At 66.1% G+C, this 17,798-nt stretch carries 18 protein-coding genes and 3 tRNA genes; 10 read left to right on the forward strand and 11 right to left on the reverse strand.

Translation table 11 applies throughout. The annotated features are described in order from the left end of the window. Position 1: 1 nt before the first annotated feature. Together ftsH and hpt are read right to left on the reverse strand one after the other, a co-directional pair. On the reverse strand, positions 2-2,005 hold the full coding sequence (gene ftsH / locus CQ044_RS09660) for an ATP-dependent zinc metalloprotease FtsH (protein WP_045272720.1): 2,004 nt from the start codon (positions 2,003-2,005) through the stop codon (positions 2-4). 111 nt (positions 2,006-2,116) lie between these two features. Next, positions 2,117-2,668: a hypoxanthine phosphoribosyltransferase gene (gene hpt, locus CQ044_RS09665; RefSeq protein WP_105688266.1), complete on the reverse strand. Its 552-nt coding sequence runs from the start codon at positions 2,666-2,668 to the stop codon at positions 2,117-2,119. Between the two features lie 120 nt (positions 2,669-2,788). Here hpt and CQ044_RS09670 point away from each other — a divergent pair, with 120 nt between their 5' ends. Further along, positions 2,789-3,400, forward strand: a complete 612-nt coding sequence (locus CQ044_RS09670; RefSeq protein ID WP_105688267.1) for a DUF937 domain-containing protein — start codon at positions 2,789-2,791, stop codon at positions 3,398-3,400. A gap of 198 nt (positions 3,401-3,598) precedes the next feature. Here CQ044_RS09670 and tilS read toward each other — a convergent pair whose 3' ends face one another. Continuing rightward, the gene (tilS, locus tag CQ044_RS09675) at positions 3,599-4,588 is read right to left on the reverse strand and encodes a tRNA lysidine(34) synthetase TilS (RefSeq protein ID WP_105688268.1); all 990 of its coding nucleotides are present in this window, start codon (positions 4,586-4,588) and stop codon (positions 3,599-3,601) included. A gap of 121 nt (positions 4,589-4,709) precedes the next feature. Between tilS and ppa the strand changes: the two genes are divergently transcribed. Beyond that, the gene (ppa, locus tag CQ044_RS09680; RefSeq protein WP_105688269.1) at positions 4,710-5,201 is read left to right on the forward strand and encodes an inorganic diphosphatase; all 492 of its coding nucleotides are present in this window, start codon (positions 4,710-4,712) and stop codon (positions 5,199-5,201) included. A 78-nt stretch (positions 5,202-5,279) separates the two neighbouring features. On the opposite strand, the gene CQ044_RS09685 is transcribed toward ppa, so the two are convergent. Continuing rightward, on the reverse strand, positions 5,280-6,653 hold the full coding sequence (locus tag CQ044_RS09685) for a M23 family metallopeptidase (RefSeq protein WP_258133235.1): 1,374 nt from the start codon (positions 6,651-6,653) through the stop codon (positions 5,280-5,282). A 255-nt stretch (positions 6,654-6,908) separates the two neighbouring features. Between CQ044_RS09685 and CQ044_RS09690 the strand changes: the two genes are divergently transcribed. The 8 genes from CQ044_RS09690 to CQ044_RS09715 all read left to right on the forward strand — a co-directional run bounded on the left by CQ044_RS09690 (position 6,909) and on the right by CQ044_RS09715 (position 13,895). Continuing rightward, positions 6,909-6,981, forward strand: a tRNA-Glu gene (locus CQ044_RS09690). Positions 6,982-7,008: 27 nt separating this feature from the next. Further along, positions 7,009-7,082, forward strand: a tRNA-Asp gene (locus CQ044_RS09695). A gap of 78 nt (positions 7,083-7,160) precedes the next feature. Beyond that, a tRNA-Phe gene (locus CQ044_RS09700) sits at positions 7,161-7,233 on the forward strand. 796 nt (positions 7,234-8,029) lie between these two features. Next, complete coding sequence (locus CQ044_RS19430) at positions 8,030-9,784, forward strand: hypothetical protein (RefSeq protein ID WP_146116774.1); 1,755 nt, start codon at positions 8,030-8,032, stop codon at positions 9,782-9,784. Then, a complete protein-coding gene (locus CQ044_RS19435; RefSeq protein WP_146116775.1) occupies positions 9,781-11,145 on the forward strand; it encodes a hypothetical protein in 1,365 nt (454 codons plus the stop codon). The genes CQ044_RS19430 and CQ044_RS19435 overlap by 4 nt, the downstream gene beginning before the upstream one ends. Before the next feature lie 478 nt (positions 11,146-11,623). Beyond that, positions 11,624-12,334, forward strand: a complete 711-nt coding sequence (locus CQ044_RS09705; RefSeq protein WP_105688270.1) for an esterase family protein — start codon at positions 11,624-11,626, stop codon at positions 12,332-12,334. Next, on the forward strand, positions 12,324-13,157 hold the full coding sequence (locus CQ044_RS09710; protein ID WP_181158262.1) for an MBL fold metallo-hydrolase: 834 nt from the start codon (positions 12,324-12,326) through the stop codon (positions 13,155-13,157). Before CQ044_RS09705 ends, CQ044_RS09710 begins: the two co-directional genes overlap by 11 nt. Before the next feature lie 39 nt (positions 13,158-13,196). After that, entirely contained in the window at positions 13,197-13,895 is a 699-nt protein-coding gene (locus CQ044_RS09715; protein WP_219844951.1) for a VOC family protein, read from the forward strand. A gap of 74 nt (positions 13,896-13,969) precedes the next feature. Here the strand turns inward: CQ044_RS09715 and CQ044_RS09720 are convergent, their stop codons facing one another. From CQ044_RS09720 to CQ044_RS09745, 7 genes are all read right to left on the reverse strand, one after another. Then, entirely contained in the window at positions 13,970-15,148 is a 1,179-nt protein-coding gene (locus CQ044_RS09720) for a Cmx/CmrA family chloramphenicol efflux MFS transporter (RefSeq protein ID WP_105688272.1), read from the reverse strand. Between the two features lie 256 nt (positions 15,149-15,404). Then, the gene (locus CQ044_RS09725) at positions 15,405-15,809 is read right to left on the reverse strand and encodes a PIN domain-containing protein (RefSeq protein ID WP_105688273.1); all 405 of its coding nucleotides are present in this window, start codon (positions 15,807-15,809) and stop codon (positions 15,405-15,407) included. Further along, positions 15,806-16,021, reverse strand: a complete 216-nt coding sequence (locus tag CQ044_RS09730) for a type II toxin-antitoxin system VapB family antitoxin (RefSeq protein ID WP_045272708.1) — start codon at positions 16,019-16,021, stop codon at positions 15,806-15,808. Before CQ044_RS09730 ends, CQ044_RS09725 begins: the two co-directional genes overlap by 4 nt. Positions 16,022-16,100: 79 nt before the next feature. After that, positions 16,101-16,253, reverse strand: coding sequence for a hypothetical protein (locus tag CQ044_RS19565; protein ID WP_181158263.1), 153 nt, complete (start codon positions 16,251-16,253; stop codon positions 16,101-16,103). Next, entirely contained in the window at positions 16,250-16,534 is a 285-nt protein-coding gene (locus CQ044_RS09735) for a hypothetical protein (protein WP_146116776.1), read from the reverse strand. Before CQ044_RS09735 ends, CQ044_RS19565 begins: the two co-directional genes overlap by 4 nt. Continuing rightward, a complete protein-coding gene (locus CQ044_RS09740; protein ID WP_045272706.1) occupies positions 16,531-16,770 on the reverse strand; it encodes a hypothetical protein in 240 nt (79 codons plus the stop codon). The genes CQ044_RS09735 and CQ044_RS09740 overlap by 4 nt, the downstream gene beginning before the upstream one ends. Before the next feature lie 191 nt (positions 16,771-16,961). Further along, positions 16,962-17,618 carry a response regulator transcription factor gene (locus CQ044_RS09745; RefSeq protein WP_181158264.1) on the reverse strand — a complete coding sequence of 219 codons (657 nt, stop codon included), beginning with the start codon at positions 17,616-17,618 and terminating at the stop codon, positions 16,962-16,964. Positions 17,619-17,798: the final 180 nt, after the last annotated feature.

Genomic DNA, 17,798 nt, shown 5'->3' on the forward strand with positions numbered 1-17,798 from the left:
CTCAGGCCGTCGCGGGGCGCGGCTTCCCGCCACCCGCGGTGCCCGGCCGGCGCTCCGTCGACGGCTGGGCCGCCTCGGTCGCCGCGGTGCCGACCTCGACGACGCGCTGCGGCATGTCGATCGGGGGCAGCAGCGACACCGGACGGTCCTCGCTCGAGAGCCACTGCGGCCGCTCGGGGAGCTTGCGGATCTCGGTGAAGATCTCCGCGATCTGGTTGTGGTCCAGCGTCTCCTTCTCGAGCAGCTCGCGCGCGAGCTTGTCGAGGATGTCGCGGTTGGCGCTCAGCACCTCGTACGCCTCGTTGTGCGCCTGCTCGATGAGGGCGCGCACCTGCGTGTCCACCCGCTCGGCGATCGTCTCGGAGTACTCGCGCCCGCGGCCCATGTCGCGGCCGGCGAAGGGCTCGCCGCCCTCGGTACCGAGCTTGACCGGTCCGAGCTCGGTCGTCATGCCGTACTCGAGCACCATCTTGCGGGCGATGGACGTCGCCTTCTCGATGTCGTTCGAGGCGCCCGTGGTCGGGTCGTGGAACACGATCTCCTCGGCCACGCGGCCGCCCATCGCGTAGGTGAGCTGGTCCTGCAGCTCGTTGCGGGTGACGGAGTACTTGTCGTCCAGCGGGAGCACCATCGTGTAGCCGAGGGCCTTGCCGCGGGGCAGGATCGTGATCTTGGTGACAGGGTCGGTGTAGTTCATCGCCGCCGCCGCGAGCGCGTGACCGCCCTCGTGGTACGCCGTGATGAGCTTCTCCTTGTCCTTCATCACGCGGGTGCGTCGCTGCGGTCCGGCGATGACGCGGTCGATCGCCTCATCGAGTGCCCGGTTGTCGATGAGCTGCGCGTTCGAGCGCGCCGTCAGCAGGGCGGCCTCGTTGAGCACGTTGGCCAGGTCGGCGCCGGTGAAGCCGGGAGTCTTGCGGGCGACGACCTCGAGGTCGACGCCGTTCGCGAGGGGCTTGCCCTTCGCGTGCACCTCGAGGATGTGCTGGCGACCCTTGAGATCGGGCGCATCCACGCCGATCTGCCGGTCGAAGCGGCCGGGGCGCAGGAGCGCGGGGTCGAGGATGTCGGGGCGGTTCGTCGCCGCGATCACGATGACGTTCGCGTTCGGGTCGAAGCCGTCCATCTCGACGAGCATCTGGTTCAGCGTCTGCTCGCGCTCGTCGTTGCCACCGCCGAGGCCCGCACCGCGGTGCCGGCCCACGGCGTCGATCTCGTCGATGAAGATGATCGCGGGGGCGTTCTCCTTCGCCTGCGTGAAGAGGTCGCGCACGCGGGAGGCGCCGACGCCGACGAACATCTCGACGAAGTCGGATCCGGAGATCGAGTAGAACGGGGCGCCTGCCTCGCCGGCCACGGCGCGGGCGAGCAGGGTCTTTCCGGTTCCGGGAGGGCCGTACAGCAGGACGCCCTTGGGGATCCGCGCGCCGATCGCCTGGAACTTGCCCGGATCCTGCAGGAACTCCTTGATCTCGTGGAGCTCCTCGATGGCCTCGTCGGCGCCCGCCACGTCGGCGAAGGTGACCGTCGGGTTCTCCTTGCTCACGAGCTTCGCGCGGGACTTGCCGAACTGCATGATCTTGCTGTTGCCGCCCTGGGCGCTGGAGAGCAGCCACCAGAAGAGCAGGCCGAGCAGCACCATGGGGATGAGGATCGACAGGAAGCCGTCGAACCAGCTCGCCTTCGGCACGGCGTCGTTGTAGCCGTCCTTGGGCGCGGCGTCGTCGATCGCCTTGACCACTTCGGCCGCGCGGGCCTGGACGTAGTAGAACTGCACGCTGTCCGCACCCTTGTACGGCTTGGACAGCGTCATGTCCACGCGCTGGTCGCCATCGGTGTTGACCACCTTGGTGACCGTCCCGCCCTTGAGCAGGTCCAGCCCGTCCTTGGTCGACACCTGCGAGGAGGATCCGAGGTTCGAGATCAGCAGGAACCCGCCGACCAGGAAGAGACCGATCAGCACCACATACGTGAGCCAGCTGCGCGTGATCTTCTTGACATCCATGATCAGATCAGCGTAGCGCGAGAGACTTAGCGCCCCCCTGGGGATTCGCCCACGGCGTACCCTTCGTCTCGCTCCGCTCGTTCAGGGCGGCGCGGCTCTCTCCGCCGTCGCTCAGGCGTAGACGTGCGGCGCCAGCACCGCGACGTCGCGCAGGTTGCGGTAGCGCTCGGAGTAGTCGAGGCCGTAGCCCACCACGAACTCCGGCGGGATGTCGAAGCCGACGTACTTGCAGTCGATCTCGACCTTGGCCGCCTCGGGCTTGCGCAGCAGCGCGAGCACCTCGATCGACTCGGCGCCGCGCGAGGCGAAGTTCTCCAGCAACCAGCTCAGGGTCAGGCCGGAGTCGATCACGTCCTCGACGATGAGCACGTGCTTGCCGTGCAGGTCTGTGTCAAGGTCCTTGCGGATCTGCACGACGCCGCTCGACTTGGTGCTCGCGCCGTAGCTCGAGACCGCCATCCAGTCCATCGGCACCGAGAACGGCAGCGCCCTGGCGAAGTCGGCCATGACCATGACGGCGCCCTTGAGCACGCCGATCAGGAGCAGATCCTTGCCCGCGTAGTCTTCGGCGACCCGCGCGGCGAGCTCATCGAGCTTGGTGCGGATCTCCTCCTCGGTGACGAGGATCTCGGTCAGGTCTTCGGGGATGTCCGCAGCGCGCATGGAACGATCTTACGCGACCGGATCCGCTCTCCCGCAGGCGTCCTGCGCCCGCTACTGTGAGCGGAGAGGCGGGGTGGCGCTTGGGGGAACCGAGCCCCCGCCGCGGACGGAAGGAGTCCCATGGACATCGACGAGATCCTCAAGCAGGTGCCGATCGGCGACATCGCCCAGAAGCTCGGCGTCAGCGAGGACGTCGCGCGGCAGGCGGTGCAGGAGGGCGGCGCCGCGCTGCTCGGAGGCCTCGCCAAGAACGCCGAGACCGAGGAGGGATCCTCCGCGATCGAGGCGGCTCTCGCCAAGCACGACGGATTCTCCGGAGCGGCGTCGGTCGACGACATCGACGAGGCAGATGGTCAGAAGATCGTCTCGCACGTGTTCGGCGACAACGCCGACCAGGTCGCGCAGACCCTGACGAGCGACCAGAAGACGGCCGGCATCGACTTCGGCAAGCTGCTCCCGATGCTCGCCCCGATCGTGATGGGGCTCATCGCGAACAGCCAGAAGGGCTCGGCCGGCGGCAGCGGCGGCGGTCTCGGCGACCTCCTGGGCGGCCTCTTCGGCGGCGGTCAGCAGCAGGGCTCGGGCTCGGCCTCGGGCGGCGGTGGCCTGGGCGACATCCTCGGCGGGCTCGGCGGCCTCTTCGGCGGCGGACAGCAGGGCTCCTCGGCCAGCGGCGCGGGCGGCATCGACATCGGCGGCCTGCTGGGCGGCCTTCTCGGCGGCAAGAAGTAGGACCACCACGAGACGCGGCTTCCCCCGGGGAGCCGCGTCTCGTCGTATTCGGGGCGGATGCGGATCCCGCCGAGCACACGGGATCCTGTCGAGCGCGCGGCTTGTTCGCGTCAAGAAGCAGTGCGCTCGACAGCAACCCGTGCACTCGCGGACGCGGTTCCGCCGGATCCAGGGATCCACGGACCCCAGCTCCCGCACCTAGCGCGCGGCGAACACGATCCGTCCGCCGGCGCGGGCGGCGGTGCAGCCCGGCAGATCGATCGGACCCTGGCCCGACCAGTCGGTCACCAGGCGCGCGACCTCCACGGTCTGAGCGCGGGTCAGGCCGACGCCGAACTCGCTCTGCACGACGAGGCGGATCACGCGGTTGCGCAGTGCTGCCGGATTCGCGGCGAGGGCCGCGGCACTGACGGAGATCCCCGCTTCGGCGTGCTCCACGATGTCCTCGATGGTCTCGTGGATCATCTCGTCGAACGCCTCCGCGTCCTCGCGCAGCTGCTCGGCCGTGCGGGCGAGCGCTTCGGCGATGCCCGGCCCGAGCTCGGCCTCCAGCACCGGCAGCACACGCTCGCGGGCCCGCACGCGCAGGTAGCGGGGATCGGCGTTGTGCGGGTCGTCCCAGGGCTCGAGTGCTTCCGCAGCGCACGCCGCACGCGTCGTCTCGCGCCGGACGGCGAGGAGCGGACGGATCCAGGTCGTGCCGTCGTCATCGATCCGCACGGGCGCCATGCCCTGCAGGCTGCCGGCGCCGGATCCGCGGGACAGCCCCAGCAGCACGGTCTCCGCCTGGTCGTCGAGGGTGTGGCCGAGCAGCACGGGTGCATCCTCGGCCTGCGCGACCCGGCGCAGCGCGGCGTAGCGGGCGGCCCGCGCGTCGGCCTCAGGCCCCTCCCCTGATTCTGCGACGACGACCCGTTCCACGAACGCCTCGATGCCGAGCGCCGAAGCCTTCGCCGCGGCCTCGGCGGCGACGCGCTCTGATTCGTCCTGCAGCCCGTGGTCGACCGTCATGCTCCGCAGACCGATGCCCGCGGCGCGCGCCTCGAATGCGGTGGCGGCAGCCAGCGCCAGGGAGTCGGCGCCTCCGGAGAGCGCCACGATCACCGTGGTCGGCGGTTCGGGCAGTGCGGCCAGCGCGGCGCGCACGGCGCGGCGGATCTCGGCGACGGCGGGAGAGAGGGACGGCACGCTCTCACGCTACCCGGGTTGCGCTCGCTCCTCGCCGTTCCCCGACGCCGACGGGCGCTCATGGGCGTGCGCAAGTAGGCTGGTGCGCGGCATCCAACCGTCTTTCCTGAGGAGTACACGCATGGGCGCACACGACGCCGTCATCGAGATCCCGCGCGGCAGCCGCGTGAAGTACGAGGTCGACCACGAGACCGGACGAGTGCACCTCGACCGCGTGCTCTACACGACCTTCGGCTACCCCGCCGACTACGGCTACTTCGACAACACGCTCGGCGAGGACGGCGACCCGCTGGACGTGCTGGTGCTGCTCGACCAGGCCATCTTCCCCGGCGTCGTGGTGAACGTGCGCCCGGTGGCCGTGCTGAAGATGAGCGACGAGGCCGGCGGAGACGACAAGCTCGTCGCCGTGCTGAGCAAGGACCCGCGCTGGTCGCACATCCAGGACCTGGGCGACCTGGCCGAGTACACGAAGAAGGAGATCGCGCACTTCTTCGAGCACTACAAGGACCTCGAGCCCAACAAGTGGGTCAAGGTCGACGCGTGGGGCGACGCCGCCGAGGCGCAGCGGATCCTCGACGAGGCCATCGAGCGCTTCAAGAACGACGGTCACTGAGCCTTCGGACGCAGACGAACAGAAGACCCCCGGTGCCGCTCAGCGGCCCGGGGGTCTTCTGGTGAAGGATCCGAGGGATCACCCCATGTAGACGCCCTGGTTCTCCATGAAGTTGATGGGGTTGATGGTGCTGCCCCACTGGTAGACCTCGAAGTGCAGGTGGCAGCCGAAGGATCCGCCGGTGTTGCCCGCATAGGCGATCACCTGGCCGGCGTTGACCCAATCTCCCCCGCTGACGTTGTAGCCGCCGTTGAGGATGTGGCCGTAGCCGGTGGCGAGGCCGGTGCCGTCGCTGTTGTCGATCTTGATGTAGTTGCCGTAGCCGCCGTTCCAGCCGGCGTACACGACGGTGCCGGAATGCGCCGCGAAGATCGGCGAGCCGCAGCTGCCGTCGGCGAGGTCGACGCCCGCGTGGAAGCTGGACGAGCAGCCCCAGACGTCGCAGTCGGGCACGCGGTAGCCGTAGCCGGAGGACTGATAGCCGCCGAACGGACGGACCCAGCCGCCGCTTCCGACCGAGCCGCCTCCGCTGTTGCCGCCCCCGCCGCCGCCGTTCTGGCGGGCTGCTTCTTCGGCGGCCTGACGCTCAGCAGCGAGCTGCGCCTGACGAGCGGCCTCTGCAGCGGCACGGGCCGCTTCACCGGCCTGGTACTGGGCGACGGTCTTGGCCGTCGTGTCCTGCAGGGCAGCGAGCTGCGCCTGCAGCTGACCGAGGTACGTCTGCTGGTTCGCGAGAGCCTTGGCAGCGGCGTCGGCCGCGGCCTGGGCCTTCTGCATCTTCTCTTCGGCGATCTTCGCGAGGCGGTCGCGCTCGACCTTGGCCGAGGTGGCCTGGTCCGTCAGCGACTGTGCGGTGTTCTTCGCCTCGAGGGCCTTGTCGTAGATCGCCTGCGTGCCCGAGAGCACGCGGTCCATCTGTCCGAGGCGCTGCAGGAGCTCGTCGGTGTTGGCCGTCGACTTCGAGAAGAACAGCTGCAGAGCCGTCGTGTCGCCGCCGTCGCGCGAGAGCTGCGCAGCGATCTGGCCGGCCTTGCTGGCGGTGTCGTCCGCCACCTTCTTCTGGGTGTCGGCCTGCCCCTGCAGATCCGCCAGCCGTCGGGCCTGCGCGTCGAGCGCCTGCTGCGCGGCGAAGTACTCATTGCCGGCGGCCTCGGCCGCAGCCTTGGTGTCGGCGACGTTCTGCGTCAGCGAGGCGATGAGACCCTGGATGCGGCCGACCTCGTTCGCGGCGGCGTCCTCGTTGGCCTTCGCCGCCTGCACGTCGTCCCAGCTGGGGTAGTCGTCGGCGTATGCGGCAGGGGCGCCGAGGAAGAGGCCCAGGATCAGCGCACCCACGGTGGCGATGCTGAGCACGGCGCCGCTGCGACGGCGTCCCTGGCGTGCCGCGCGGGCACGCCGAACGAGCGACGCCTGTCCGGGTCGGCGGGCGTCTTCGATGTTCGGATGGTTCACGCGGCTCCCTTTCGCCGGTTTCACTCATGTCACACTAACAACATCAGCATCTTTCGCAACCCTCGGATCCCGCTCGGGATCGGGAATTCTTCGGATCGTCATCTGCTGATCGTGCGTTCACGGCGGGACGGGACCACTCTTCATTCTGATCCCGGACACGCCCGGGATCCAGAACGACGCGCTCTCGATTGGTGTTTTGCCTCAGAAACCCCTTATGCTTGAGCGTCGGCAAGGGAACCCCCGAGGTTCGCCTCCGGCCCCATCGTTTAGCGGCCTAGGACGCCGCCCTTTCACGGCGGTAGCACGGGTTCGAATCCCGTTGGGGTCACTCTTTCCGATACAATTTCATAGTTCTGGCCCTGTAGCGCAGTTGGTTAGCGTGCCGCCCTGTCACGGCGGAGGTCGCGGGTTCAAGTCCCGTCAGGGTCGCTCCAAGCGACAGGCCTTTCTTCGGAAAGGCCTGTCGTCTAGGACGCAGGTCAGAAGCTTCCACCTTCCGGTCTGTGCGGCTCTGTAGCTCAGTTGGTAGAGCGTTCGACTGAAAATCGAGAGGTCACGGGATCGACGCCCGTCGGAGCCACAAGGCTGATCGTTACAATCAGCCCAGAAACCCTCGCGTAGCTTCTACATCGCGGGGGTTTCGTCTTTTCCCTGGTGATCTCGGGATCAACTCCCGCTCCGCCTCCGGTCGTTGAGCGAGCGAAGCCCTGGTCGTCGAGCAAGCGAAGCCCCGGGCCGTCGAGCAAGCACAGCGAGACGAAACGCCTCGCCCGCAGGACCTGTGCCGGTGCCGCGCCGGTAGTCGGACCGCTGTCTAGCAGCCTGCCGGGCGATTCTCCAACGAGCCGTCGGAGAATCAGTAGCCGAATGGGCCGGACTGCGCGTGCGACGACCTGTTGCACACGACCCTCAGCACTCGCTGAGGCGGTCCGGGCCCGCACGGTGCTGACGTCGAGGCTCTCCTCTCGGCGCTGTTCGCCGACCCACGGAGGGTGGCGACCGACAACCGCAATCGTGATCTGCGACAACCTTCTTACTCGTTCAAGGCCGGCCTCCGGCCGGCCGCGCCGCCTGCGGTGCGTCCGGTCCTCACTCCGCTGTGCGGTCCGGGCGCTCCTCAGCCGCGCAGAGATACGAGGCCCAGCCAAGAACCGCCACTGGAGATCTCTGCACGCACGTTCAGAACGGCACCGCGCTGCAATGCCGTTCAAGCACGCGGTCGCGGATTGCCCCGTCGCAAAGAGTCACATCGTTCACGTAGTGGCGGCGAGATTGGGGGACAACACAAAACCCTTGATAGGTCTACGCGCTCGCCCTCGTGGTGGCTCGGCACGTAGCGACGCCGAAAACCACGTCGCACATCATAGGATCCTTGCGTGACTGAGGAAACTGAACGTCCAGGCATGGGCTGGGCCGTCGCACGAGTAATCAACGATGGTCGAGAGCGCAAATTGGAGCACATTCGCGAACTCTCCGAAGCGGAGTATGCAGAAGTGGAGGCTGCGCTTCGGCTAGTCAACTGGTGTACGCAAGGATCGAAATGGAATGACCTCGCTGAGTCGTGGCAACAACTCACTGTGGCCACATCAGAGAATCCGATACATCTCGAAAAGATCAATATCGCCCTGTTCTCCGCACTCCGCGCACTGTCGCTGTACTCCGAGCCATTTGCTGCTGCCCCACCAGAGATTGCAATGCTCGCCGAAGATGTCGAAGCGAAGGGCGGCAGCCAATGGATCAATCTGTCGCGCGGAATGCGCTCCCGATCGCTGGTCGATTCTACACCCCTGGTGACGCTTGAAGCACGAAGCAGTCGGCCTGGGCAAGTTCGCAAAGAGTTGATACTCACTCCCACCGCTCTGAAATGGCTTGGGATCCCCGGTGACGGAGGTATCACCCTCAACGAAGGCGTTTCTCAGTTCACGAACGCCGCGCACGCTTACCAATACTCACTATTACGAGCGGTCTCCCACGAGGTATCCTCGGCCGTGCTCGTCATTAAGCGCCTTGCAGCTGAAGTGGCACTCGGGTTTCCCGCGCTACTTCGGATCAGCCCAAACGATGATGGCACCCAAGGAATCGAGATCCAAGATCTATCCCTCCCCGATCTGCCGCTCTTGTCAGTTGCGATTTCCCGCGCGATTGATGTCTCCTCAACTATTCCGGGGAGCAATTCGCCAGCACCTGCGCGCTCCCAACGTGAGCCCGACATTGACGCCGAGATCGACGCTCCGCCCCCGATCCTCCCAGAGCAACAGCAAGACACGCACGCAGGTTCAGAAGGAAACCCCGAGCCACCCATATCTGAAGATCATCTCGCTGCCGTTCCGACATGGGAAGCGCTCGATCTCGTGGGACTGTTTCTCACCTCGACAACACTCGCGCGAAAGACTGAGCGCAGATGGTCCCGCGCTCTCGCCGAAGCAATCACAGATGAATCCATCGCGTATGATCTCGATCAATGGTTCGCATTAATTTCATCCGAATGGGCTAGAATTGACAGCTCAGACGATGAGTCAACCATCACATGGCCGCCCGGCCCCGAAATCCTCGCCGCGCTGGACGAAGACGACCCACTGGCATTCAGGCTGGGATACATCGCGGCGTTCGAGGCATTGACGCATTCACTTGACACCCTATCCCAGCCCACATCGGCAGAAATCATCATCACTGATGACCAGGCCAGGTTGGACTACTGGTGGACGTCGGGCGGCTTCACAATGCTCAGAGACGGCGCAAGTCTATTGCTACGAGTCGGACAAGCGATACCCGCCTCTGATGCAGGAAATATGGGCATCCAATCCGAGTGGAAACGGCCTGCACATGAAGTTTGGCTCGAATGCGCCCAACGCGCATCCGTGGTTGGTCTCCCTGAGGCTACATTGACCTATTCACTCTATGCCTTTGACGCTTGGGACGAGCGCCCCGAGACTCTGCATCCCCCGCAGCGACAGGCGGCTCTCGACGCTTTCATGGCTATGGCGCCGAAAGCCCGAGCACTAGTGAATGGGAGGAACAGCGAGCCACCTTCACTACCCATCACAGTCGCAATCGCCGCCCTGATGGTGCAGTGCTTGAGCGCCGCAATGAGCGCAGCTGAGGTGCGGCTAACCCGTTCGGAGGAGTCATGACCTCAGAGCCGATTCAGCTCGACCCGCTTCTTCAAAGCAGAATCGCCCAACCAAGAGTGACGGTTCGGTGCGGCGACGTGGACCTAACGGAGTTTGTCACCAGGCTGGAGATCACCGAGCATGAACGAGTGCCAAGCGCGATCATCATTCTCGAAGGCGCACCTCTTCCACAGTTCGATTTCATGGCTCGCGTCGATGCACTTCGATACAACGACACAGACCCCGTTTTCACAGGCACGATTACAGATGCAACGAGGACCGGGAACCGGTTAACCCTAAATCTCTTCGGAATGACCGAACTACGTGAACAAGGCGTAGCGCCCTGGGCAACACACAATGTGCCGCCACCAGATCTCATGCAAATGCTTGTACGCGATGCTGGGTTCGCAAGTGAGCGAATCCAAATTGACACAAGTCTCCATCCAGCCGCCGAACTTTTCGAAATTGCAGTCCCCATCGTCGGCTGCGATATTGGGGCCCCAATCCCAATTGCGAACGATGTTCGCTTGATCCCCTTCAGCCGTGATTGGGAGGCGCGTTTTGTCCAGCATGGAGAGGCCCTCGACCATCTCCAGAAGACGTATGCCGAAGCGGGAGCATTGGCCGTCACTTATGTCCATGCACAAAGCTGGATGTCAGACGCTGAGAAAGCGGGCCTCCGGAGGATCAACAGCTCGATTGATTGGCTGGTTGTCCTGTTGCGCAACGGGAGCTCGGCGCGTAACCAAAGGCCCGTTGAGCAATTTACACGAGCGAACTTTCGCGGCAAACCAAACCTCGCGCCCGCGGTCCTCGTAACCGGAGTTCGATCCCACCGCAGCTGGCTACGGGATCTGCGAAGCACTTCGCATCCAGATTTTCCAGCTGTTGCCGATGCGCTGATCAATACGCCAGCTCCACGGAGGGATTGGCAAAGCCAGAACTCATATGCAGCTTTTAGACGAGCCGCGAACGAAGAACTACCGACAGCGTTGCGAGTCTCCGCCCTCTGGGAAGCACTGGAGTACTACGCGGCAGATGTCGCAGGCGTTCCACCGTTTCGGAAGACTGAGCTCCGAGCGCTCCGCCGCCGTGCTATAACAGGCCTCAACGATGCCCAGACGAAGAGAATTGAGTTCGCAATTTCTCAATTGAACTCAACTTCACTACAGGAACGAATATGGGTGAAGGCCGAGAAGGAAGGGACACTGATTGCGTACGGCGAACGTCAACTTATTGCGCGCCTTCGCGCTTACCGAAACGCAATGGTCCATGGCGGTGGGGAAGGGGAGATAGAGCGTCGCGACATGGAACACGCGGTGAGCATCGTGTCGAGGCTTCTTATTGGAAGCGCAAATGCGAAGGGCGACCATCGAAGCTGAGATCCTCCGCGTCCCAAGCAGCTGATCCGCGGGAACCAAACATGGGCAGTTGTCTTTCGCGCCAGTTGCCCCACTGAAGCGACCCCAAACCAGTCGCGGCCGACCACGACGACTTCCGCGGAATCTCGCGCCAGACGGCGACTAAGGAGTACCCACGACCCCGCTGCATCCAACTGAAAACGAGGTCACGGATCGACGCCCGTCGGAGCCACAAGGGTGATCGTTACAATCACCCTAGAAACCCTCGCGTAGCTTCTACATCGCGGGGGTTTCGCCTTTTTCCGGTGATCTCGGGATCAACCCCGCTCCGCCGATGCTCCGCATCCGGTCGTTGAGCGAGCACAGCGAGACGAAACGCCTCTCCCGCAGAACCTGTGCCGGTGCTGCGCCGGTCCGACGAGTGAAGACGGAAGGACCTCGCGCCTCTGGGGCCGCGTTACGGCTTGACGACCGATGACGGCCGCCGGACACTGAGCTCATGCTTTTGTCCTCTGGGTCGCTCGTTACGGAGACCTTGGGATTCGACGGCGGACGGCGGGTGAGTGCGTATGTTCCGGCGTCTGCGCCTGCCGCTGTCGTGTACGCAGCCGATGGCCAGTTGACCGCGCCCTGGGGGCGCCTGTTGGAAACCGGGAATCTGCCTCCGGTGCTTGTCATCGGTACCCACCGCGTCGATGACGAAGTTCGTCGGATCCAGGAGTATGTGGCGGGTACGAGCAACGCCGAGTTCTCGTTCGATCCGAAGCTCTTTGCGGCGCACGAGTCCTTCTTCGTCGATGAGGTGCAGGCCTGGGTGCGAAAGCGCTTCGACGTGTCGTTCCCACGCCGACGTACTGCCGTGTACGGAGCCTCCGCCGGCGGTGAGCTTGCCTTGGCGATGGGGATCCGTCATCCAGAGATCTACGGAACCGTTCTGTGCGCCTCGCCCGGTGGCGGGTACCGGCCGTCATCGACGTTGCTGCCCCCGCTGCCGAACACATACTTCGTGTTCGGAAGGGACGAGCCGTTCTTCCGGGAGAACGCCCTCCGCTGGGCGGAGGCTCGCCGTAGCGCGGGGGCCGATGTCGTCTCCCGCCAGCGTGTTGGAGCCCACGGAGACCCCTTCTGGCGAGAGGAGTTTCGGGAGATGGTCGCCTGGGCATTCGCCCCGCGCCCCGCGGGGGAAGGCGCATCCGCACATGAACGATGACTGGATCCGTGTCGGCAGCGGCGTCTTCCAGCGCCGCTACCAGCCGCTCGACATCTCGATCGGAGTGGTCGTCGGCCCCACGGGGCTCGTGATCGTCGACACCCGTGGCAATCCCGCCGAGGCGGAGGAGATCCTCCGCGACGTGGCCGAGGACTTCTCGCTCCCGGTCGTCGCCGCGGTCGACACGCACGCGCACTACGACCACACGTTCGGGAACCAGGTCTTCGTCGCCCGGGGCATCCCGGTCTACGGGCACCACCGGATTCCCCACCACTTCGCCCGGCACGAGGAGCGCCGGCTCGAGAAGGTCCGGAATCAGCCCGAGTCCGAGCCCGACAAGCAGTGGGCCGACGTCGAGCTCACGGCGCCGACGATGCTGGTCGACGCACCGCTGCGCATCGAACCCGGCGGACGGGCCGTCGAGCTTCTGCCGTTGCCGCCGGGCCATACCGACACCGACCTCGCGATCCTCGTCCCGGACGCCAGGGTGTGGTTCCTCGGCGACGTCATCGAGCAATCGGGCCCTCCGATGTTCGGATCCGGCTCCTTTCCGCTCGAGTGGCCGGGAGCACTCCGCGGCCTGCTGCAGGAGATCCGTTCCGCAGACGTGATCGTGCCCGGGCACGGATCCGCCGTCGATCGCGCCTTCGTCGAGACGCAGGCGACACAGCTGCAGGCCGTTGCCGATGAGATCCGAGCCGCTCACGACGCGGGTGTCGCTCCCTCCGATGTCCGCCTGGGGCGACAGCTTCACGATCTCTGGCCGGACAGCTTCCTTCGATCGGCCGTGCGTGACGCGTACGCACGCCTCTCCGACGGGTAGGCGGGTCCTGCGGATTCCGCGGGAGGCTACGCTCGACCCATGCCGCTGGAACTCGAATCCGTGATGTTCCGCGGCACCGATCCCTCCGGCGCTGCCACGTTCTGGACGACCATGCTCCAGCGCTCTCCGCTGGAGGACCCGGACGGCATCCTGCTGGCAGGGACGCCGACACAGGTGGGTCTGCGGTTCGGTCGGGGTGGCGCGCACTCTCCGCTCAAGAACCGCGTGCACCTGCATCTGAGCCGGGTCGACCGCACGCAACGGGAGACGATCGCGGCGGCGGAGGACGCCGGCGGCCGACGGCTCGGAAGCGGGAACATCCCTGCGGGCAGCTACGCGGTGATGTCCGACCCGACCGGAGACGAGTTCTGCGTGATCGAGGATCAGAACCGGTATCTGGACGGGTGCGGGCCGCTCGGCGAAGCCACCTGCGAAGGGACACGAGCCTCCGGCCGGTTCTGGTCCGATGCGCTGGGCTGGCCCCTTGTCTGGGACCAGGACGAGGAGACCGCCATCCAGTCACCCGCCGGCGGCACGAAACTGGCCTGGAGCGGCGATCAGGTCGACCCCGCGCGCGACCCTTCACGTCAGGTGTTCGTGCTCGCGGTCGATCCGCTCGAGCTCCCGGACGAGCTCGAGCGCATGACGTCCCTCGGTGCCACGCTGATCGGCGCGGGCCCGACCGGAGCGATGATCCTCCGCGACCCGGACGGTGTGGAGTTCCTGATCCGCTCCTAGCGGGGATCCGGCATCGGCGACATTCCGTCCTGGAAGATCGCCGCGACCGGCTTTGCCATCTCGCATCGAGTGAGCTACTCCCTGGCCTCACTCGCTGTCGTCATGAGCACCCGGCCGGCGAAGCACATGATCACAAGAGCGACCGCTGTCAGAGCCGCGGCGATCCATATCGGTGCGGACAGCCCCGCGCCCGTCGTCAGCCCGATCGCGCCCAGCGCCGGCCCTGCTGCGGCTCCCGCGTTCAAGGCTGCGGTCGCATACGAACCGCCCATGGTCGGCGCCCCCGACGCCGCGTACAGCACACGCGTGATCACGGTGCTGCCGACGCCGAAGGACAGGAACCCCTGGATGAGGAGCAGCACGAAGAGCGCAACGGGATGCGATGCGACCGACGCCAGGAGGATCCAGCCCGTCAGCAGCAGCGGCCCGCCGATGGCGAGTACGACCCTGGGTCGTCGATCCGACAGCCGCCCGGCGATAGTGACCCCGAGGAACGAGCCGATGCCGAACATCACCAGTGCGACGGAAACCCACCCTTCAGCCAGACCGGCTGTCCCTGTCACGACGGGTGCGAAGAACGTGAACGCCGCGAAGGTGCCACCGTTGATCAGCGCGCCCAGCATCATCGCCAGGATGAGCCGCGGCGTCGCCAACGCGGTGAGCTCCGCACGGAGCCGCAGCGCGGACCCACCAGCCGCGGCCTGACCGACATCGCGCGGGATGCCCCGGATGATCCCGAAGACCGCCGGGATGCACAGGATGACGATCGACCAGAACGTCGCTCGCCAACCGAGCACGGTACCGAGCAGCGCCCCCGCGGGGACGCCGGCGACGGTGGCGATCGTCGTGCCGGACAGCAGGATCGACAGGGCACGTCCCTTCTGGTCCGCCGGCACGAGGGTGGTTGCCGTGCTCAGCGCGACGGCGAGGAATCCGGCGTTCCCGAGAGCGCCGAGCACCCGGGTGATGAGGAGAAGCGAGAACACGGGTGTCAACGCGCCGATGACGTGGCTCCCCGCGAACACGAGAAGGCAGACGATCAGCATGAGCCGAGGCGGCCAGCGGCGAGCGAACGCCGCCATGACGGGCGCGCCGACGACCATGCCGACCGCGAACGCCGAGTTCAGCAGGCCGGCGGTGCCGACCGAGACGTCGAGTTCGGTTGCGATCGCGGGCAGCAGTCCCGCCAGCATGAATTCCGAAGTTCCCATGACGAAGACCGCCAGGGCAAGCAGATAGAGGGCAAAAGGCATCGAGTGCTCCGAGGTGAGTGATCAGGAGATGGTCCATCTCGTCACCACGGCCGGCGCCCAGGGGCAGTCCAGACATCGGCCCACTCAGATCGTGGGCGTCGTGATCAGCGGCTCAAGGGGCTGGCGGTGGGACCGTCAACCCCTGACCTGTCTGACTCGGGACTCGACACGCCTCAAACCTATCGCGCTTGCCCTGCGGGATGTGGACGACGGGATCGGCGATCGCGGATGCTCGGCCCCGTCTCGCTCGCGGCCATCAGGCCGCGATGTACTCCTGCCGGACCCTTCCGTCGGTCGCGAGCGCGATGTATCCGAAGTCGTGATCGGAGTTCAGGATCACCGCATCGTTGGCGACGGCGTAGGCGGCGATCAGGCAGTCGAACGCTGCGGCCGCGCGCACGAGTCCCCTCTCCCAGAGCGCCTGCTGGATGTCGAGGGCGTCCTGCTCATCGGGGTGCTCCCACGCCGGCAGGAGCTCGTCCATGTCCTCCCGGAGCTCCGCGTATTCGTGAGGATCCCGCGCGGAATGGCAGTACTCGAGCACCTGCGGAGGGCAGGTGATGATGAGGTGGTTCGGAGAGAGCGATCGCAGTTTGTCGGCGATCGCTCTGCTCGAGCCCGCCCCCTGCCAGACGCTGTTGTCGACGAGGTACGTCGTCATGTACGCGCCGCAGCCGGTGCGATCGTGGGAGCGTCGATCTGCTCCGGGGCGAACGTGCGGCCGATGATGCGCTCGACGGCGGCAGGCTGGCGACGAACGGCGATGAGCGTGCGCAGTGCGAGATCGACAGTCTCGCGGTTGGTAGATGTGCCGGCGAGCTCCTTGGCCTGCTTCAACTCGTCAGGGTTGATGTCGATGGATGTGACTGCCATGGTTCCTCCTTCGCCGAATCTATATAGGAGAGTATATAGACGAGCAGCGCCAGGAGCGCTGCTGCGCCAGACGTCGGTCTCAGTGGAAGACCGAGCCGCCCGCGAGCAGGACGCATAGCGAGGCCGCGCCCGCGACCGCCGCGATGGCGATGCCGAGCGTCGCCCACCCCTGCCACGTCACCGGCACAGAGACCGAGCCGTTGAAGCTGAACCACTCGGACAGCTGCCTCATCGCAGGCTGTCCTCGCTGAGGCGGGTCACCGGGCTCTTCGTGGCCGCGGATCCCCTGGATCCACCGGGGTGCGTCGTCTCACGGAGGTAGGGGATCGAGATCACCGCGGCCACGACCAGCGTGCACGCGACGATGAAGACGGCAGGCTCCGCGGCGCCCAGGAACCCGTTTCCCGGCGCGTGCGTGAGCAGCGCCACGAGATGACTCACTCCGATGATCGCGAAACCTCCGACCGCGATCAGCCCGCAGAGCAGACGGATCCTTCTCAGAGCGGCGATCATGCCGCGGGACTCGCGGCCGGCCACATCAGCTTCAGGAACACGGCGCCCACGCCGATGACGGCGCCGGCCATGAGGAACACCTGCGCCCACAAGAGTGTCGCGGTGAACAGGCTGGAGCCGCGCTCCAGTCCGACGAGCGCGTACGCGGTCATGGCTGTCCCGGTGAGGACGAGCACAGCCGTGAGACCGATCGCGGCGAACGTCGCCGACTTCAGTTGATGTCGAGGGTCGGTCATCTGTCATCTCCTCGTTGCGGCACGGTCTCACGACACTCGATCAGGTGTCGGTCTCGTCAAGACATGCAGACATGGCGCGAACGGGAACGCGCCTGCATTCATCGTCGCGAGCGCGCGGCACCAGGCGCTAGGACGAAGGTGCAGACATCGCTAGACGATCGTCCAAACCGATGAGACGGATGGCCGGGCGCTCAGGTGAAGGAGACGAGCCCGGAACGGGCGGCGCGGATCAGCACCTGAACGCGATCGCGGACGCCCCACTTCGCGATGATGTTGCCGAGGTGGGCCTTGACGGTCCCCTCGGACACGTGCATCTCCAGGGCGATCTCCGCGTTGGAGAGGCCCGCAGCGAGGAGCCGGACCACTTCGACCTCCCGGTCTGAGAGCACCTCGAACTCCGCGAGCGGCTCGACGGCCGGCGTCGAGACCTCGCGGATCGAGGCGATGAGCCGGGTGGTGACCCGCGGAGACAAGACGCCGTTGCCGGCCAGCACTCCGTGCACGGCGGCGACGATGTCCTCGGGATCGGTGTCCTTGAGCAGGTAGCCGGAGGCTCCCGCACGGAGCATGGGCATGATCGACTCGATCGACCCGAACGTCGTGATCGCCAGGACCTTCGTGTCCGGCGAGTGCTCGATGATCCCTGCAGTGGCCGCCACGCCGTCGACGCCGGGCATCTGCACGTCCACCAGAGCGACGTCCGGGCGCAGGCGCCGAGCGGCCGCGATCGCGTGAGCGCCGTCCGGAGACTCCTCCACGACGTCGATGCCCGCCGTGGTCAGGAACACGGCGAGAGCTCGCCGCACCAACGGATCGTCATCGGCGATCAGCGCGGTCGTCGAGGTCATTCTCCGAGACTACGCGCGCGCGTGCTCTCCGAAGGTCAGAAAAGGACTGGCCAGAAGTCTGGGCAGGGCTGGCCAATGGTCCAATGTGCGCACTTCCCGTACGGATCAGCATGCAGACACCCGACCGAGCGACCCGACGCCCGGCTCAAATCTGCGAAGGAAGTGCGCCATGTTCATCGT

The sequence above is a fragment of the Microbacterium sp. MYb64 genome (genome assembly GCF_002979495.1).
Taxonomy (GTDB): Bacteria; Actinomycetota; Actinomycetes; order Actinomycetales; family Microbacteriaceae; genus Microbacterium; species Microbacterium azadirachtae_A.

Coding starts and splice junctions, on each gene's coding strand:
- CQ044_RS09710 (WP_181158262.1), top strand. CDS start 12,324: ATGAACGATGACTGGATCCGTGTCGGCAGCGGCGTCTTCCAGCGCCGC.
- CQ044_RS19565 (WP_181158263.1), bottom strand. CDS start 16,253: ATGAGGCAGCTGTCCGAGTGGTTCAGCTTCAACGGCTCGGTCTCTGTG.
- CQ044_RS09670 (WP_105688267.1), top strand. CDS start 2,789: ATGGACATCGACGAGATCCTCAAGCAGGTGCCGATCGGCGACATCGCC.
- CQ044_RS09715 (WP_219844951.1), top strand. CDS start 13,197: ATGCCGCTGGAACTCGAATCCGTGATGTTCCGCGGCACCGATCCCTCC.
- CQ044_RS09745 (WP_181158264.1), bottom strand. CDS start 17,618: ATGACCTCGACGACCGCGCTGATCGCCGATGACGATCCGTTGGTGCGG.
- CQ044_RS09730 (WP_045272708.1), bottom strand. CDS start 16,021: ATGGCAGTCACATCCATCGACATCAACCCTGACGAGTTGAAGCAGGCC.
- CQ044_RS09720 (WP_105688272.1), bottom strand. CDS start 15,148: ATGCCTTTTGCCCTCTATCTGCTTGCCCTGGCGGTCTTCGTCATGGGA.
- CQ044_RS09735 (WP_146116776.1), bottom strand. CDS start 16,534: ATGATCGCCGCTCTGAGAAGGATCCGTCTGCTCTGCGGGCTGATCGCG.
- CQ044_RS09725 (WP_105688273.1), bottom strand. CDS start 15,809: ATGACGACGTACCTCGTCGACAACAGCGTCTGGCAGGGGGCGGGCTCG.
- ppa (WP_105688269.1), top strand. CDS start 4,710: ATGGGCGCACACGACGCCGTCATCGAGATCCCGCGCGGCAGCCGCGTG.
- hpt (WP_105688266.1), bottom strand. CDS start 2,668: ATGCGCGCTGCGGACATCCCCGAAGACCTGACCGAGATCCTCGTCACC.
- CQ044_RS19435 (WP_146116775.1), top strand. CDS start 9,781: ATGACCTCAGAGCCGATTCAGCTCGACCCGCTTCTTCAAAGCAGAATC.
- ftsH (WP_045272720.1), bottom strand. CDS start 2,005: ATGGATGTCAAGAAGATCACGCGCAGCTGGCTCACGTATGTGGTGCTG.
- CQ044_RS09740 (WP_045272706.1), bottom strand. CDS start 16,770: ATGACCGACCCTCGACATCAACTGAAGTCGGCGACGTTCGCCGCGATC.
- CQ044_RS09705 (WP_105688270.1), top strand. CDS start 11,624: ATGCTTTTGTCCTCTGGGTCGCTCGTTACGGAGACCTTGGGATTCGAC.